Genomic DNA, 15,327 nt, shown 5'->3' with positions numbered 1-15,327 from the left:
ACAACCATGACAACGCCCCGCAGCTCTCCTGCATTCGCCAAGTGGCTGGTCGCCGCACCACCGATGCTTTTCCTGCTGGCCTTCTTCCTGCTGCCGGCCCTCATCATGGTGGCCGCCTCTTTCCGCCAACCCGGGGAGTTCGGCGGGCTGGCGCCGCTGCTGCTGCCTGACGGACGCCACTCCGTGAATATGGAAGCCTACGGTTTCTTTTTCAGTGACACGGTGTATGCGCGGATTTTTCTGCGTTCCTTCGGCGTTGCGTTGTCGACTACCCTGCTGTGTCTGCTGATGGCATATCCACTCGCCTGGCTGATCGCCCGCAGCCCCAAGGGTAGGCGCGATTTTCTGGTGCTCTTGGTGATTCTGCCCTTCGCCGCCAACTTCCTGATCCGCATCTATGCCTGGATCATCCTGCTGGGGCCGCTGAATCTGCTCTACTCCAGCACCGCAGTGATCGCCGGCATGGTCTATGTGCACCTGCCTTTCATGGTATTGCCGCTCTACACCAACCTCGAAAAACACGACCCGGCTTTGCTGGAGGCTGCACAGGATCTGGGCGCGAACGCATGGACACGCTTCTGGCGCATCACCTTTCCGCTCTCGCTGCCGGGCGTATGGTCCGGTTCGGCGCTGGTCTTCATTCCGGTGCTGGGCATGTTCGCCATCCCGGAACTGCTGGGCGGCACTGGCGACATCCTGATCGGCAACCTGATCAAGGAACAGTTTCTGGACAATCGTGACTGGCCGCTGGGCGCCACCTTGTCGATCCTGCTGACCATGATGGTGCTGACACTGGCGGCCATTGCAGCCTGGGCAGGCAAGACGCGACGGGAGCTGATCTGATGCGCCGCCCGCCTCTCTTTCTGTGGATTGCCTCGCTGGCCGTGTACGCCTTTCTGTATGTACCGTTGGCGGTGGTCGTACTCTTTTCCTTCAACGACTCACTGCTCAACGCCGAGTGGGTGGGCTTTACCACGCGCTGGTATCGCGTGCTGCTCGAAGATGAAGCCATGCTTGCCGCCGCGGCCAACTCGCTGGTCATCGCGCTCACAGCCAGTTGCATCGCCACCGTGCTGGGCACGATGGCCGGCATAGCGATGCACCGTTGGCACATCCGTCTGCTGCCCTTCCTCGTACTGACACCGGTGGCTATGCCAGAGATCCTGCTCGGTGTATCGCTGCTGCTGTTCTTTCGTCAAGCACTGGATCTGACCCTGGGTCTGGCCTCAATCCTGATCGCCCACATCACCTTCTCCATCGGCTTCGTCGCCATCATCGTGCGCGCACGTCTGGCCGGCATGGACGAGAGCATCTTCGAGGCCGCGCGGGATCTGGGCGCGACCCAATGGGAAGGCTTCCGCTTCATCACTTTCCCGCTGATCCTGCCGGGCGTGCTGGCAGGTTTCCTGATGAGCTTCACGCTCTCCATCGACGACTTCGTCATCACCTTCTTCACCGCTGGCGTGGGTGTGACGACCTTGCCGCTGCAGATCTACTCAATGATCAAGGTAGCAGTCTCGCCCGAGGTGAATGCCGTATCCACATTACTCATGGCCCTGACCCTGAGCCTGATCACGCTGGCACTCAGGCTTGCGCCTGACCTCCTGAAGAGCAAGCAATGATGCAACTCTCCAGCCTGCCTACCCTGACAGCCTTACTGCTCGCCCTTCTCGGGACAACAGCTCGCGCCGAAGACGTCCTGCATCTCTACAACTGGAACACCTATCTGTCCGAGTCCGCGCTAGCGCGCTTCGAAGAGCGCTGCAAGTGCAAGGTGAAACAGGACTACTACTCGGACAACGAGGAGATGCTCGCCAAGCTTGAAGCCGGTGCCACCGGTTACGACATCCTGGTGCCCACCGGCAACGCGGTCGAATCCCTGATCCGCAGGGGCGCACTGCGCCCGATAGATCACACGAAACTGCCGCACCTGACCAACATAAAGCCGGAGTACCTGAACACCTGGTTCGATCCGGCCAACCGCTACTCCGTGCCCTACGCCTATACCGTCACCTTGCTCGGCTACAACGCCACCCGCCTGGCCGAGCTGAAGCTGCCGACGAACAGCTGGGCGCTGATCTTCGAGCCGGAATACCTCGAAAAAATGCGCGGCAAGGTCAGCGTCCTCAACAGCCAGCGCGAACTCTTCGGCGCCGCGCTGCGCTATCTCGGCTATTCCGTTCAGACCACCGACCCACAGCAATGGGAGAAAGCTAAACAACTGATCCTGCGCGCCAAGCCCTACTGGGCAACCTTTTCCAACAGCACCTATATCAAGGATCTGGCCATCGGCAATCTGTGGGTTGCCCACGGCTATTCGAGCGACATGTTCCGGGCACGCGAGGATGCGCGCGAGGCAAAGCGGCCCTTTGAAATCGGCTTTGCCACACCGCAAGAGGGCGCGGTGCTGGCGCTGGACAACTGGGTGATCCACAAGGATGGCCCGCGCCCCGATCTGGCGCTGCGGTTCATCGATTTCATGCTCGAAGGCGATAATGCAGCCGAACTGTCGAACCTGATCGGCGCCGGCAATCCGAATGCTGCCGCGCAAGCCCTGATCCGCCCGGACATCGCAGCCGACCCGTCGATCTTCCCGACCGCCGCGGGCTTCAGAAATCTGGAAATGCTGCGCGACCATGAAGCCCGGCACCGCCGCATCCTCTCGCGCATGTGGACGGAAGTGAAGGTACGCAATCAATAAGGACGGCCTGCAAAGGGATGGGCGTTTTTCGCATGCATGGCTGTTCAGCAGCCATGGGCAAGGCTCTGCCGCATGGCTGCCTGCACAAGGCCGGCCAGTGCGGCTCTGCAGCATGCCTGCCGCAAGCGATTGCGTCCGCGCAGGAACCGGCGCTCGCGGCCATCGGCGCAAGAAACCCGTCCCCCGCATCCGACCTCGAATGGTATCGATCACAACGCTCGTAAAAAACGTTTGTTACGGGAAACGGAAGGCTATCTCTGTCGATCCTTTTGGTGGCACACTCTCGACTGTTTCAAGGAAAGCCGCCCCGAAAACGCCCCATGAAAGTCGACACCTACACTCGCAAACTGACGCGCCTGCGCAAGGTGGCGAGTCATGTCGACGCGCATCTGGGTGAATCCATGTGTCTGGATGAACTTGCCGGCATCGCCCACATGTCGCGCTTTCACTTCGAACGCGTCTTCAACGAGTATTCGGGAGAAACGCCAGTCGCCCGTGTGCGTCGCCTGCGTCTGGCACTGGCCCGGCAACGCATCGAGGCTGGCGGCGTTGGCAGTTTGCTGGACCTGGCGTTTGACAGTGGCTACAACTCGGCCGAAGCCTTCTCGCGCGCCTTCCGCGCTGCACACGGCTTGCCGCCCTCGGCCGTACGCCCACAAGCGCAAACGCCCAGTCCAATCCGCATTGAATTCCTGCAAGGCCAAGCCATCCAGTACATCCCCTTTCGCGGCCAACTCGGCTGCGGCATCACCCCCTTCGACGAGTTGCGAGCGCATGCCCTGATTGCCGGCATCCCGCGCGAGCGCCGCAAGGGCTGGTGCGTGCAACTGTCCGGCGACATGAATGACAGCGGCAGCGAAGTTGAACTTCAGGCCGCGCTGCAATCGGACAAGCTGGGCCAGCACATCCCCGGGCTGGAGCAAGGCCAACTGCCTGACGGACACTATGCCGTGTTGCGCGTGAGCGGCGGCTTTGGCATTCCGGCCCACGCAGATCTGGGTGCGCGCATCGCGGCCGAAACCAGCTGGAAAATACTGCCCGACGCCCCCCTGCTGCGCTGCTTCCACAATTCGGCCTACCTGCCCGCCGGCTTCGAACGGCAATTCGATCTTTACGTACCTGTCGCGGCTTGAACCTGGAAACCTCAGTTGACCGCTTCGATTCATGAGGAAATTCAGGCGGGTGCAGGATTTTCCGCCTTGGCAGCACTCACCATTTGGGTGATGGCGCTACGCCCCCGATTGAACCACGCCGCCGCACGCTGGCGGCGTTGCTTCTCCTTGCGGGCAAAGGCCCGCTTCGTCGGCGCGCCTTGCCAACGCACCGCATCGCGGCTCACTCGGGGACGTCCAACTGAGGTTTCCAGGTTAAATTGCGCAATTCCGATCAAGCCAGCCTCGCTGTTCAACACTCACAATCGCGCGTCGGCCGTGCTGTGCAAACTTATTCCCGCGCACAGTCACGACTCGCTTCTTTCACCTCAGGAGACAGCATGAAGACTTTTGCCCTGCGTTTATCAGTTCTGGCCGTCAGCGCCGCCACCGTCGCCGGCTGTGCCAGCAATGCGCCCGTTGCCACAGCGCCTGCAGCCACCGCCTCGGCGCCCGTTGCCGCTGCACCAGCGGTCATCAAGGTCACCCCGCTGAACGGCGTCACCCTCAGCGGCATCGTCGCCGCCAACACCAAAGCCACCGTCACCGTGTTTGACGCGCAGGGCAACCGCAAATCACTCACCACTGACGACAAGGGCAGCTACAGCCTGGTCGCCGATGGTCTGGTCGCGCCGCTGATGCTCGTCGCCCAGGTGGGTAACCAGCAATTTGTTGCCATCGTCGCCAGCCCGGCAGGCGCTACGACCGCCAACATCAATGCCCTGACCGACTATGTCGCCTCGGCCGTCGCGATTGACACCAAGTTCCTGGGCCCGGTCGGCATGGTCCAGTCCGGTAAAGCCCCAGCGGTGACGGCCGACGCCGTCAAGGCCAAAAACGCCAGCCTGCAGGCGCTGGTGGGTGGCGCACTGAAGGAAGCCAAGCTGGCCGACGCAGACAGCTTTGATCCCGTCGCCAGCAAGAGCGCCGGCGTGGTAGATGTACTCAAGGTGATCCGTCACAACCGCGGCTACCTGTCCTCCAAAGGCGTGCTCGGCGAAACCAGCCTGTTTGACAGCAACTACCACGAGATCAGCAAGCTTTCGCCGCTCAATCTGGCCAAGGCACAAGCTGAACAGAAAGCCATCGCAGCAGCTGGTGTAACTCGCGTCTTCGTAGCGGGCGACTCCACCGCCAGCAACTACGATGTGGACGTCACCCCGCGCAACGGCTGGGGCCAGATTTTCAATCGTCAGTTCAAGGACAGCAAGAAGGTTCAGGTCGTGAACGTCGCTCAGTCCGGTCGCAGTTCGCGCAGCTTCATCACCGAAGGCTGGTTCGACATGATTGCCGCCGACATTCGCAAGGGCGACTATCTGTTCGTCCAGTTCGGCCACAACGACGAGAAGTGCGGTGAAGAGCCGGCACGCCCCGCCCCGGCACGCGACATAATCGACATCGCCAATCTATGCACCTATCCGGGCACAGCCGCAGGCATCCCTGCCGACATGTCCTTCCAGAAGAGCCTGGAAAAATACATCGGCATCGCCAAGAAAGCCGGCGCAACCCCGGTGCTGGTCACACCATTGACCCGCCGCAGCTTCAAGGGCGCCATCATCGCCTCCACCACCCACACCTGGGGCAAGGGCAAGTTCCCCGGCGATTATTCGCAAACCATCCGCGACACGGCCGCCGCCAACAAGGTTGCGCTGATCGACATTGACGCCAAGAGCATGGCCTTCTTCAACAAGATGGGCGAAGAGGCCTCGCTGGACTACTACCTGGCCGTCGATCCGATCAAATATCCGTACTACGTGAAAAACACAGGTAGCCGCAGCAAGCCGGACAACACCCACCTGCAGGAAAGGGGGGCGGAAGCCGTCGGCGGTCTGGTCGCCCAAGGCATCAAGGAAGCCAAGCTGCCGCTGGCGGCCCAGTTGAAATAAGCCTCAAACGGCAAATCCAGGCCCGGCCTTGCAAAAGGCTGGGCTTTTTTACGTTCAGGTTTTCAGGCTATCAGCCAAAAAAGTCGAAGCCGACGCGCTTCGCGCTATAATTGCCCCCTTTTTTCAGCAGCTTTCATGCGGGTTTTCCGGAGCATTCCACCACTGGGTAAGCAGCCTTGCGTGCTGACCATCGGCAATTTCGATGGCGTGCACCTTGGCCACAAGGCTCTGCTGGCACAGTTGCGCGCAAAAGCCGCTGAGCTGGGCCTGCCGGCGACCGTGTTGTGTTTCGAGCCGCATCCCCGTGAATTTTTTGCGCCAGACAGCGCCCCTCCGCGCCTTTGCAGCGTGTGGCGCAAGTTGGCCTTGCTGCAGGCGGGGGGCGTGGATCAGATTTGGGTGCAGCGCTTTGATGCCGATTTTTCTGCACTGGGCGCGGATGCTTTCATCAAGCAGGTGCTGGTCGACGGTTTACAGGTACGCCATTTGATGATTGGCGACGACTTCCGATTCGGGCGCGGGCGCGATGGCGACTTTGCTGCCCTGAAGGCGGCAGGCGAGCACTATGGCTTTGGCGTGGAGGCCATGCACACGCAAACCGTTGCAGGTGAGCGCGTTTCCAGTTCGGCGGTGCGCGAAGCCCTGCTGGCCGGCGATATGGAGCATGCCTCGCGTCTCCTTGGCGAACCTTTTGCAGTGGAGGGCTGGGTCGTGCATGGCGACAAGATCGGCCGCACCATCGGCTATCCGACGGCCAACATCCGCATGCGCCAGCACACCCTGCCACTGTCGGGCATCTTCGCAGTCACGGTCGATGGGGGACCACTGAAAAACGCCATCGGCGCGGCCAGCATCGGTTACCGGCCAACGATCGGCGCCGGGCTGGCGCTACGCGTAGAGGTGTTTGTGCTGGATTATTCCGGCGATCTGTATGGAGAAAGGCTCTCGCTGCGTTTTCACCACAAGGTGCGCGACGAAATGAAATTTGATTCGCTGGACGCCCTGACCACGGCGATCGGCAAGGATTGTGATGCGGTGCGGGCGTGGTTTGCCGCGCATCCCGAATATTTGAGCGTGCGAGAACAAAATGGCTGATTACAAACCCACCCTGAACATGCCGGACACCCCTTTTCCGATGCGCGGCGATCTGCCCAAGCGCGAGCCGGGCTGGGTGCAACAGTGGCAGCAGAAAAATCTCTATCAGAAGATCCGCAAGGCTTCTGCCGGTCGGCCGCGCTTCATCCTGCATGACGGCCCGCCCTACGCCAACGGCAACATCCACATCGGCCACGCGCTGAACAAGATCCTCAAGGACATCATCATCCGCTCCAAGACCCTTGCGGGTTTTGACGCGCCCTACGTGCCGGGCTGGGACTGCCATGGTCTGCCGATCGAACACAAGATCGAAGTCACCCATGGAAAGAAGCTGCTCGCCGACAAGGTGCGCGAACTGTGCCGCAGCTACGCCGCCGAACAGGTGGAAGGCCAGAAGCAGGACTTTATCCGTCTGGGCGTGCTGGGCGAATGGGACAATCCTTACCGCACCATGGACTTCGGCAACGAAGCCGGCGAGATCCGCGCACTCGGCACCATGGTCAAGAAGGGCTGGGTCTTCAAGGGCCTCAAGCCGGTGAACTGGTGCTTCGATTGCGGCTCGGCCTTAGCCGAAGCCGAAGTCGAGTACGAAGACAAGAAGTCCGACGCCATCGACGTAGCCTTCCGCTGTGCCGAGCCGGAACTGCTGTCGATTGCCTTCCGCCAGGACGGCCTGAGCAAACCCGCCTATGCGGTGATCTGGACCACCACGCCATGGACCATTCCGGCCAATCAAGCGCTGAACATCCATCCGGAAGTGAAATACGCGCTGGTCGATGTTGGCGACAAACTGCTGGTACTGGCCGCGGATCTGGTCAAGGACTGCCTGAAGCGCTACAAGCTGCATGGCGAGGTGCTCGGAGAGGCAGAAGGGGCGCGGCTCTGCGGCATCCCCTTCCAGCATCCTTTCTACGAGCGGCTCTCGCCAGTCTACATGGCCGACTACGTGGGCGTGGATACCGGCACGGGCATCGTGCACTGCGCGCCCGCTTACGGCGCGGACGACTTCACGATCTGGCGTGCCAACGGTCGCAGCTTCGATGAAATCCTCAGCCCGGTACAAGGCAATGGCGTGTATGTGCCGAGCCTGGAATTCTTCGGCGGCCAGTTCATCTGGAAGGCCAACCCGAACATCGTCGCCAAGCTCGAGGAAGTCGGCGCTCTGCTCAAGCACGAAGTCATCACGCACAGCTACATGCATTGCTGGCGCCACAAAACGCCAATCATCTATCGCGCCACAGCGCAGTGGTTTGTCGGCATGGATAACAAGCCTGATGGCACGACCAGCCTGCGCGAACGCGCCCTGCAGGCCGTGGAAGACACGGAATTTTTCCCTGCCTGGGGCAAGCCGCGCCTGCACGCGATGATTGCCAACCGCCCGGACTGGTGCATCTCGCGCCAGCGCAACTGGGGGGTGCCGATTCCCTTCTTCCTGCACAAGGAAACGGGCGATCTGCATCCGCGCACGGTCGAATTGATGGAAGAAGTCGCTCAACGCGTCGAACGAGAAGGCATCGAAGCCTGGTTCAGGCTGGATGCCGCCGATCTGCTTGGCGATGAAGCCGCCCAGTACGACAAGATCAGCGACACACTGGATGTGTGGTTCGACTCCGGCACGACGCACGCGCACGTCATGCGCGGCTCGCACCCGGATCAGCACGGCTATCCGGCTGATTTGTACCTGGAAGGCTCCGACCAGCATCGCGGCTGGTTCCACTCCAGCCTGCTGACGGGCTGCACCATCGATGGCCGCGCGCCCTACAAGGCACTTCTGACTCACGGTTTCGTGGTCGACGCGAATGGCCGCAAGATGAGCAAGTCGCTGGGCAATACGGTCGTACCGCAGGAAGTCACCGACAAGCTCGGCGCTGAAATCCTGCGTCTGTGGGCCGCCAGCACCGATTACTCGGGTGAAGTCTCCATCGGCAAAGAAATCCTTGACCGCGTAATCGAGGTATACCGCCGCGTGCGCAACACCCTGCGCTTCCTGCTGGCCAACACGGCCGACTTCGATCCGGCTACGGATGCACTGCCGGTCGAAGACTGGTTCGAGATCGACCGCTACGCTCTGGGCCTGACGCGCCAGCTCGCGAGCAATGCGGAAGCCGATTACGCCAAGTATGAATTCCATCGCATCGTGCAAGCCCTGCAGCTGTTCTGCTCTGAAGACCTGGGCGGTTTCTACCTCGACATCCTCAAGGATCGCCTGTACACCAGCGCCACCAAGTCGGACGCACGTCGCTCGGCCCAAACCGCGCTGTGGCACATCAGCCAGACGCTGGTGAAGCTGATGGCACCGATCCTGTCCTTCACGGCCGAAGAGGCTTGGGGCGTGATGGGCGGCAACGCCGAAGATAGTGTGATGCTGCACAGCTTCCACAAATTGCCCGAAATCGCCCTCGACGAAGCCCTGACGACCCGCTGGGCCGCTGTGCGCGCCGTCCGCGCCGAAGTCATGAAGGAAATCGAAACCGTGCGCACGTCCGGCCAGGTCGGCTCCTCACTGCAAGCAGAGGTTACGGTGCACGCCAGCGGCGCGAAATATGACGCACTGGCCGCTCTGGGGGATGATCTGCGTTTCGTCTTCATCACCTCGGCCGTCAGCGTCAGCAAGGTCGAGACGGAGGCCGACGAGAAGATTGTCGTCACCCCCAGCAGCCACCAGAAGTGCGGGCGTTGCTGGCATTACCGTGCCGATGTGGGCCGCAATGCGGATCATCCAGAACTGTGTGGGCGTTGCGATGACAACCTGCACGGCGCGGGTGAAACCCGGAGTCTGGCATGAAGCGCTTTCTCGGCTGGCTCGCACTGGCAGGTATCGTCATCGGGCTGGATCAGTGGAGCAAGCTGGCCGTACTGGCGCGCTTTGCCGAGTATGAGTCGCTGCAAGTGAGCGAGTACTTCAATCTCGTGCTGGTTTACAACCCGGGCGCGGCCTTCAGCTTCCTGGCCGATCATGCCGGCTGGCAACGCTGGTTCTTCGTGAGCCTTGCTGTCGTCATCTGCAGCTGGCTGCTGCGCCTGATCTGGCAACACCGCAGCGAAACACTGCAACCCGCTGCCTTTTCACTGGTCGTAGGCGGAGCCATCGGCAACGTGATTGACCGCATCGCCTACGGCAAGGTTGTCGACTTCCTTGATGTTCACGTCGGTCTGCAGCACTGGCCAGCATTTAACCTGGCCGACTCGGCCATCTGCCTCGGTGTGGGCCTGATGATTCTGGCCCAGTTGCGTGAAAGCCGTTCCCAAAAGAAACAAACAGAGAACTCGTCAAAATGAGCAGCATCCAGCCCAACAGCCTCATCACCCTGAATTTCCGCATCGCCCAGGCCGACAACGGCGTGGTGATGTTTTCCAGTTTCGACGCCACCCCGATGACCATGCAGATGGGTGCGGGCGAGCTGATGCCTGCCCTTGAAGCACGCTTGCTCGGCATGCTGGCTGGCGCGCGTGAGACTCTGCAGTTTGCGGAAGGCGAAGCCTTCGGGCCGTACAGCGAAGAGTTGGTCGAAAAAGTCGCACGCACACACATTCCACCCGAACTGCAACTGGCGCAGGACACGGTTTACTCCTTCCCCGCCCCGGACGGCAGCAGCTATCCCGGCCTGGTGCGCGAGTTGACCGACGACTACGCAAGGATCGATTTCAACCACCCGCTGGCAGGTAAAGCCGTGACGGTGGAAGTCGAAATCATTGGCGTAATTTGATCCAGGAACTGAGCAAATCATGAGCAACACTGAAATTCTTCTCGCTAGCCCACGCGGTTTCTGCGCAGGCGTGGAACGTGCCATCGAGATCGTCGAGCGCGCCATCAAGATCCACGGCGCACCGATCTATGTGCGCCATGAGGTCGTGCACAACAAGTTCGTGGTGGAAGACCTGCGCGCCAAAGGCGCCGTCTTCATCGAAGACCTGGCTGAAGTTCCCGCTGGCGCCACCCTGATTTTTTCCGCCCATGGCGTGCCACTGGACGTACGCCGGCAGGCCGAAGCGCTGGGCTTGCGCGTATTCGACGCGACTTGTCCGCTGGTCACCAAGGTACACGTCGAAGTCGCCAAAATGCGCGAAGCCGGCCGTGAAATCGTGATGATTGGCCACAAAGGCCACCCTGAAGTCGAGGGCACCATGGGCCAGACCGAATCCGGCATGTATCTGGTTGAAAGCGTCGAAGATGTTGCTGGTCTGGGCGTACGCGACGAAAGCAAACTTGCTTACGTCACCCAGACCACGCTGTCAGTTGATGACGCCCAAGTGATCGTGGATGCCCTCAAAGCCCGTTTTCCGGCGATTGTCGGGCCGAAGAAGGACGACATCTGTTACGCGACCCAGAACCGTCAGGACGCCATCAAGTTCATGGCGCCCCAGGTTGATGTGGTGATCGTGGTGGGCTCGCAGAACAGCTCGAACTCCAATCGTCTGCGTGAAGTGGCCGCCCTGCGCAACGTGCCGGCCTATCTGGTGGATAACGCCGCCAGTCTCGATCCGGCCTGGTTCGTCGGCAAGCGCCGGATTGGTGTCAGTGCGGGTGCCTCGGCCCCGGAAGTACTGGTCAGCGAAGTCGTCACGCGCCTCAAGGAACTGGGCGCAGGCTCGGTACGCACCCTGGACGGAGCGATCGAAAACATCACCTTTCCCATCCCCAAGGAGCTGCAAGCCTAGTCTTGAGCCAGTTGGGGCAAGGCAAGACGCCTCCCCTTTTGCACTGTTATCATCGCGCCACTTTTACTGAAGGTTAGCCACGCCATGTTCGGACGATTCATGCCCCGCGAGGGCCGCTTTTTTGAATTTTTCAACGCCCACGCCGAACAGGTCGTGCTTGCCGCCCAGCAACTGGTTGCCTTGACATCGGCCAGCGCTGACGACATGCCGGCGATTGTTTCAACGATCGATGAGATCGAGACACGTGCCGACAAGATCGCACACGACACCTCAGCCCTGCTCCATACCACCTTCATCACGCCTTTTGATCGCGATGCCATCCACGCACTGATCAACAATCTGGACGACATTGCCGACTCCATCCAGGACGTGGCCGAAGGTATCAGCCTGTACAACATCCGCCGCATGACGCCGGATGCCGTGCAAATGGCCGAGCTGACCCTGTCCTGCACCGAGCGCGTCAGACAGATCGTCAAGCTGATCGGCAACATGGATCACGCCTCCGACATCCTGCGCACCTGCCGCGAGATCGAACAACTCGAATCCGATTGCGACCGCGTCATGCGCAGCGCTCTGTCGCGCGTGTTCCGCGACGAACGCGATCCCCTGCAAGTGATCAAGATGAAAGCCATCTACGAAGGTCTGGAGAAAATCACCGACCACTGCGAAGACGTCAGCAAAATCGTCGAAGGCCTCGTCCTCGAAAACGCCTGATCACTATGGAAACCGTGCAACTGAGTCTGCTGGTGGTCGCCGCTTTGGTGCTGCTGGCTTTGGTTTTTGACTTCTTCAACGGCTTTCACGACGCGGCCAATTCCATCGCCACGGTGGTGTCGACCGGCGTTCTCAAGCCCCACCAGGCCGTCGCCTTCGCTGCTTTTTTCAACGTCATCGCGATTTTCGTATTTCACCTCAGCGTGGCCGCCACCATCGGCAAGGGCATTGTCGACCCCAGCGCGGTGGATCATTTCGTGGTGTTTGGCGCCTTGATTGGCGCAATCAGCTGGAACATCCTGACCTGGTACTTCGGCATCCCGTCCAGCTCATCCCATGCGCTGATCGGCGGGATTGTCGGTGCGACGATGGCCAAAGCCGGCACCGGACCGCTGATCTGGTCCGGCATCGGCAAGACCGTTGCCTTCATCGTGATTTCCCCGCTGCTGGGCATGCTGCTGGGCTCGCTGATGATGCTCGCCGTATCCTGGCTGTGTGTGCACAAGACTCCGACCCGGGTTGACCGCTGGTTCCGCCGCCTGCAACTGGTTTCCGCTGGCGCCTATAGTCTGGGCCACGGCGGCAATGATGCGCAGAAAACCATCGGCATCATCTGGTTGTTGCTGCTCTCATCGGGCTATGCCAACCCCGGCGAATCCGTTGCCACCTGGGTGGTCATCTGCTGCTACACGGCAATTGGCTTGGGCACCCTGTTCGGCGGCTGGCGCATCGTCAAGACCATGGGCGAAGGCATCACCAAGCTCAAACCAGTCGGCGGCTTCTGCGCTGAAACCGGTGGCGCCTTGACGCTCTTCTTCGCCACCGCGCTGGGCATTCCGGTCTCCACCACGCACACCATTACCGGCGCCATCGTCGGAGTAGGTTCTTCGCACCGCTTCTCCGCAGTGCGCTGGGGTCTGGCCGGCAAGATCGTGTGGGCCTGGGTGCTGACTATTCCGTGCACCGCGCTGATTTCCGCAGCAGCGTGGTGGATCGGACACCAGATCCTCTGAAAGTCTGGTGCCGCATACAAAAAAGGCGTGATCTTGTGATCACGCCTTTTTAATTCAGCCCTGCCGAAGAGCCGCATCCATCCTGCCTCTTCAAGCAGGCATGCCGTATACGACCGTCAATATTCATTGTACAAGCGGGCAGGCTGAAGAAGTCCGTCCCATGCGGCTCTTCAGCCTGCCGCCTGAATCGCCACCATCTTGCCAAAGTGCGTCGCCGGATTCGCGGCCAGCGCAGCGAAACCGCCCTGCTCCACGATCTGTCCGTGCTCGAAGACGACAATCTTGTCGGCATCCTTCAAGGTACTGATCCGGTGCGCGACGATGATCATGGTACGCCCGCTCGCAAAATCGCCCATCAGCCCCGCCATCACACTCTGCTCGGTCGCGGAATCGAGCGCTGAGGTCGCCTCATCCAGCAGCAGGATCGGTGCATCGCGGCAGATTGCCCGGGCGATGCCAACGCGCTGGCGCTCGCCGCCGGAGAGCGCGTAGCCACGTTCGCCCACCATCGTGTCCAGCCCTTCCGGCAGGCGCGCGATCAGGTCTTCGAGACAGGCGATTTCGCAGGCGCGCTGCAGCAACGCGGGCGCCACCTCACGCATCATGCTGAGGTTTTCCTTGAGCGAGAAATTGAACAGCTCGGTTTCCTGCAGCACCACCGCGACATTCGGCGTCAGATCTTCATGGCGGATTTCGCTGATCGGCGCGTCGCCAATCCTCAACTCACCGTGCTCAAGATGATAGAGGCCCAGCATCAGCTTGATCAGGGTCGACTTGCCCGAACCGGAATGGCCGGCAATGCCGACAATCTCGCCGCGCGCGATCTCCAGTGACAGCGGCCCGACAGCGGGTTTATCGCCGTAGCGGAAGACAGCATCCTTGAGGTGGATCCCATCCCACTCGGCCGGAAATTTGCGCTTGCCCTTGGAGAGCGGATTCGTGCCCCAGAAGATCGACATCATCCGGCCGAGATTAGATTTGCGCTCGATCATCAACTGGATCTTGTCCGTGAATTCGATCGAGGATTCGCGCAGTCGGTCGAAATAGGCCGCGTAGGTCAGGAAGAAACCCGGCAGCAAATGATCGTGCATCACCATTAGGCCGATCACGATCAGGAAGAAGCCCCAGGACAGCGAATTGTGAATCTGGAAGCACATCCACTTGGTGTTCGACAGGCGCAGGCGTTCGTAAGACAGCGTGCGCGCCAGTTCCTCGCGCTGGGCAATATTGCTGGTCATGCTGCCCGCCGCGCCCATGGCCTTCACGGCGAGGATGTTCGAGGCGCTCTCGACAAAGCTGCCGCTCGAATTTTCCATCGATTTGTTGATGCGGTCCGAGAGCTTGGCGATGCGGTAATCAAAGTACGCCTCAATGCTCATCAGCACACCAAGGAAGTAGACAAAAAACAGGATGAAGGCCGGGTGCAGAAACATGCAGGCGACAAGTGAACCGACAAAGGCCGCCACAGCCGAAGTCAGGCTGTTGATCATATCGCCGGTCCATTCACGCACCGATTCCGAACCGGTGAGAATGCGCTGAGCCTTGTTGCCCGTGCTCTCCTGCTGATGCCAGGCCAGGGAATAGTCCAGCAGGCGCTCGAAGCCCCAGACCTTGGCGCGATAGCGTGCATTCAGGCTGATCCCGCCGAGCATGCGCTTGCTCGACAAGCGCACCATCGACACGGCGGCATGGCTGCCGGCGAGGATACCGACCAGCCACAGCAATTGCGTCACCGCCGGCTTGGCGCTCGCGTCGGCCTGGACGTAATCAATCAGGAAATTGGCAATCAGCCCAATCAGATAGGGCGGCACCATGGTGTAAAACATCACCAGCAGCAGCAAACCCAGAAAGAACAGGTAGGTCCAGCGTTCCTCTGCCAGGAAATACCACAGCGCGCGTGGCAAATCGACAAAACGAAATTGTTCGGTTTCTGGCTTAAGGGAGGCTTGCATGCAGATCTCCAAGCAGCGCCGCGCACTGGAGGGCGGATTATACGCCGATGCTGCTGCGCACAAACGCTAAAATACCAATTGCATACATGATCCAGCGCAGCCCTGCGTCGCGACAAGCTTGACCACAGGCCCGGCAACGCGGCACCATCCGCCATC

Annotated in this window: 13 protein-coding genes; 12 read left to right on the top strand and 1 reads right to left on the bottom strand. The window is 60.6% G+C overall.

What is annotated here, in order from left to right:
• Positions 1-6 precede the first annotated feature (6 nt).
• From ABXR19_RS06185 to ABXR19_RS06130, 12 genes are all read left to right on the top strand, one after another.
• Complete coding sequence (locus ABXR19_RS06185) at positions 7-843, top strand: ABC transporter permease (RefSeq protein ID WP_354600232.1); 837 nt, start codon at positions 7-9, stop codon at positions 841-843.
• Complete coding sequence (locus ABXR19_RS06180) at positions 843-1,622, top strand: ABC transporter permease (RefSeq protein ID WP_354600231.1); 780 nt, start codon at positions 843-845, stop codon at positions 1,620-1,622. The genes ABXR19_RS06185 and ABXR19_RS06180 overlap by 1 nt, the downstream gene beginning before the upstream one ends.
• On the top strand, positions 1,619-2,701 hold the full coding sequence (locus ABXR19_RS06175) for a polyamine ABC transporter substrate-binding protein (RefSeq protein ID WP_354600230.1): 1,083 nt from the start codon (positions 1,619-1,621) through the stop codon (positions 2,699-2,701). Before ABXR19_RS06180 ends, ABXR19_RS06175 begins: the two co-directional genes overlap by 4 nt.
• A 320-nt stretch (positions 2,702-3,021) precedes the next feature.
• Positions 3,022-3,834 carry a helix-turn-helix domain-containing protein gene (locus tag ABXR19_RS06170; protein WP_354600229.1) on the top strand — a complete coding sequence of 271 codons (813 nt, stop codon included), beginning with the start codon at positions 3,022-3,024 and terminating at the stop codon, positions 3,832-3,834.
• Between the two features lie 359 nt (positions 3,835-4,193).
• Entirely contained in the window at positions 4,194-5,738 is a 1,545-nt protein-coding gene (locus tag ABXR19_RS06165; protein WP_354600228.1) for a rhamnogalacturonan acetylesterase, read from the top strand.
• A 135-nt stretch (positions 5,739-5,873) separates the two neighbouring features.
• Complete coding sequence (locus tag ABXR19_RS06160; RefSeq protein ID WP_354600227.1) at positions 5,874-6,833, top strand: bifunctional riboflavin kinase/FAD synthetase; 960 nt, start codon at positions 5,874-5,876, stop codon at positions 6,831-6,833.
• A complete protein-coding gene (gene ileS, locus ABXR19_RS06155) occupies positions 6,826-9,618 on the top strand; it encodes an isoleucine--tRNA ligase (RefSeq protein ID WP_354600226.1) in 2,793 nt (930 codons plus the stop codon). The genes ABXR19_RS06160 and ileS overlap by 8 nt, the downstream gene beginning before the upstream one ends.
• Positions 9,615-10,112: a signal peptidase II gene (gene lspA / locus ABXR19_RS06150; protein WP_354600225.1), complete on the top strand. Its 498-nt coding sequence runs from the start codon at positions 9,615-9,617 to the stop codon at positions 10,110-10,112. The genes ileS and lspA overlap by 4 nt, the downstream gene beginning before the upstream one ends.
• The gene (locus tag ABXR19_RS06145) at positions 10,109-10,540 is read left to right on the top strand and encodes an FKBP-type peptidyl-prolyl cis-trans isomerase (protein WP_354600224.1); all 432 of its coding nucleotides are present in this window, start codon (positions 10,109-10,111) and stop codon (positions 10,538-10,540) included. Before lspA ends, ABXR19_RS06145 begins: the two co-directional genes overlap by 4 nt.
• A 19-nt stretch (positions 10,541-10,559) precedes the next feature.
• Complete coding sequence (ispH, locus tag ABXR19_RS06140) at positions 10,560-11,492, top strand: 4-hydroxy-3-methylbut-2-enyl diphosphate reductase (RefSeq protein WP_354600223.1); 933 nt, start codon at positions 10,560-10,562, stop codon at positions 11,490-11,492.
• Positions 11,493-11,576: 84 nt separating this feature from the next.
• Positions 11,577-12,206, top strand: coding sequence for a DUF47 domain-containing protein (locus ABXR19_RS06135; RefSeq protein ID WP_354600222.1), 630 nt, complete (start codon positions 11,577-11,579; stop codon positions 12,204-12,206).
• 5 nt (positions 12,207-12,211) lie between these two features.
• Positions 12,212-13,219: an inorganic phosphate transporter gene (locus ABXR19_RS06130; protein ID WP_354600221.1), complete on the top strand. Its 1,008-nt coding sequence runs from the start codon at positions 12,212-12,214 to the stop codon at positions 13,217-13,219.
• Between the two features lie 170 nt (positions 13,220-13,389).
• Here ABXR19_RS06130 and ABXR19_RS06125 read toward each other — a convergent pair whose 3' ends face one another.
• Positions 13,390-15,171 carry an ABC transporter ATP-binding protein gene (locus tag ABXR19_RS06125; RefSeq protein WP_354600220.1) on the bottom strand — a complete coding sequence of 594 codons (1,782 nt, stop codon included), beginning with the start codon at positions 15,169-15,171 and terminating at the stop codon, positions 13,390-13,392.
• Positions 15,172-15,327 lie beyond the last annotated feature (156 nt).

Origin of the sequence: Uliginosibacterium flavum (assembly GCF_040566545.1) — a bacterium.
Lineage (GTDB): Bacteria > Pseudomonadota > Gammaproteobacteria > Burkholderiales > Rhodocyclaceae > Uliginosibacterium > Uliginosibacterium flavum.
Note: the sequence above shows the minus strand (reverse complement) of the source record. Positions and strands in the feature narration are given on the sequence as shown.

What these genes read in the sequence shown, in the direction of transcription:
- ABXR19_RS06185 (WP_354600232.1), top strand. Translation starts at nt 7, where the DNA reads ATGACAACGCCCCGCAGCTCTCCTGCATTCGCCAAGTGGCTGGTCGCC.
- ABXR19_RS06165 (WP_354600228.1), top strand. Translation starts at nt 4,194, where the DNA reads ATGAAGACTTTTGCCCTGCGTTTATCAGTTCTGGCCGTCAGCGCCGCC.
- ABXR19_RS06135 (WP_354600222.1), top strand. Translation starts at nt 11,577, where the DNA reads ATGTTCGGACGATTCATGCCCCGCGAGGGCCGCTTTTTTGAATTTTTC.
- ABXR19_RS06170 (WP_354600229.1), top strand. Translation starts at nt 3,022, where the DNA reads ATGAAAGTCGACACCTACACTCGCAAACTGACGCGCCTGCGCAAGGTG.
- ileS (WP_354600226.1), top strand. Translation starts at nt 6,826, where the DNA reads ATGGCTGATTACAAACCCACCCTGAACATGCCGGACACCCCTTTTCCG.
- ABXR19_RS06175 (WP_354600230.1), top strand. Translation starts at nt 1,619, where the DNA reads ATGATGCAACTCTCCAGCCTGCCTACCCTGACAGCCTTACTGCTCGCC.
- ABXR19_RS06125 (WP_354600220.1), bottom strand. Translation starts at nt 15,171, where the DNA reads ATGCAAGCCTCCCTTAAGCCAGAAACCGAACAATTTCGTTTTGTCGAT.
- lspA (WP_354600225.1), top strand. Translation starts at nt 9,615, where the DNA reads ATGAAGCGCTTTCTCGGCTGGCTCGCACTGGCAGGTATCGTCATCGGG.
- ABXR19_RS06160 (WP_354600227.1), top strand. Translation starts at nt 5,874, where the DNA reads ATGCGGGTTTTCCGGAGCATTCCACCACTGGGTAAGCAGCCTTGCGTG.
- ABXR19_RS06130 (WP_354600221.1), top strand. Translation starts at nt 12,212, where the DNA reads ATGGAAACCGTGCAACTGAGTCTGCTGGTGGTCGCCGCTTTGGTGCTG.
- ispH (WP_354600223.1), top strand. Translation starts at nt 10,560, where the DNA reads ATGAGCAACACTGAAATTCTTCTCGCTAGCCCACGCGGTTTCTGCGCA.
- ABXR19_RS06180 (WP_354600231.1), top strand. Translation starts at nt 843, where the DNA reads ATGCGCCGCCCGCCTCTCTTTCTGTGGATTGCCTCGCTGGCCGTGTAC.
- ABXR19_RS06145 (WP_354600224.1), top strand. Translation starts at nt 10,109, where the DNA reads ATGAGCAGCATCCAGCCCAACAGCCTCATCACCCTGAATTTCCGCATC.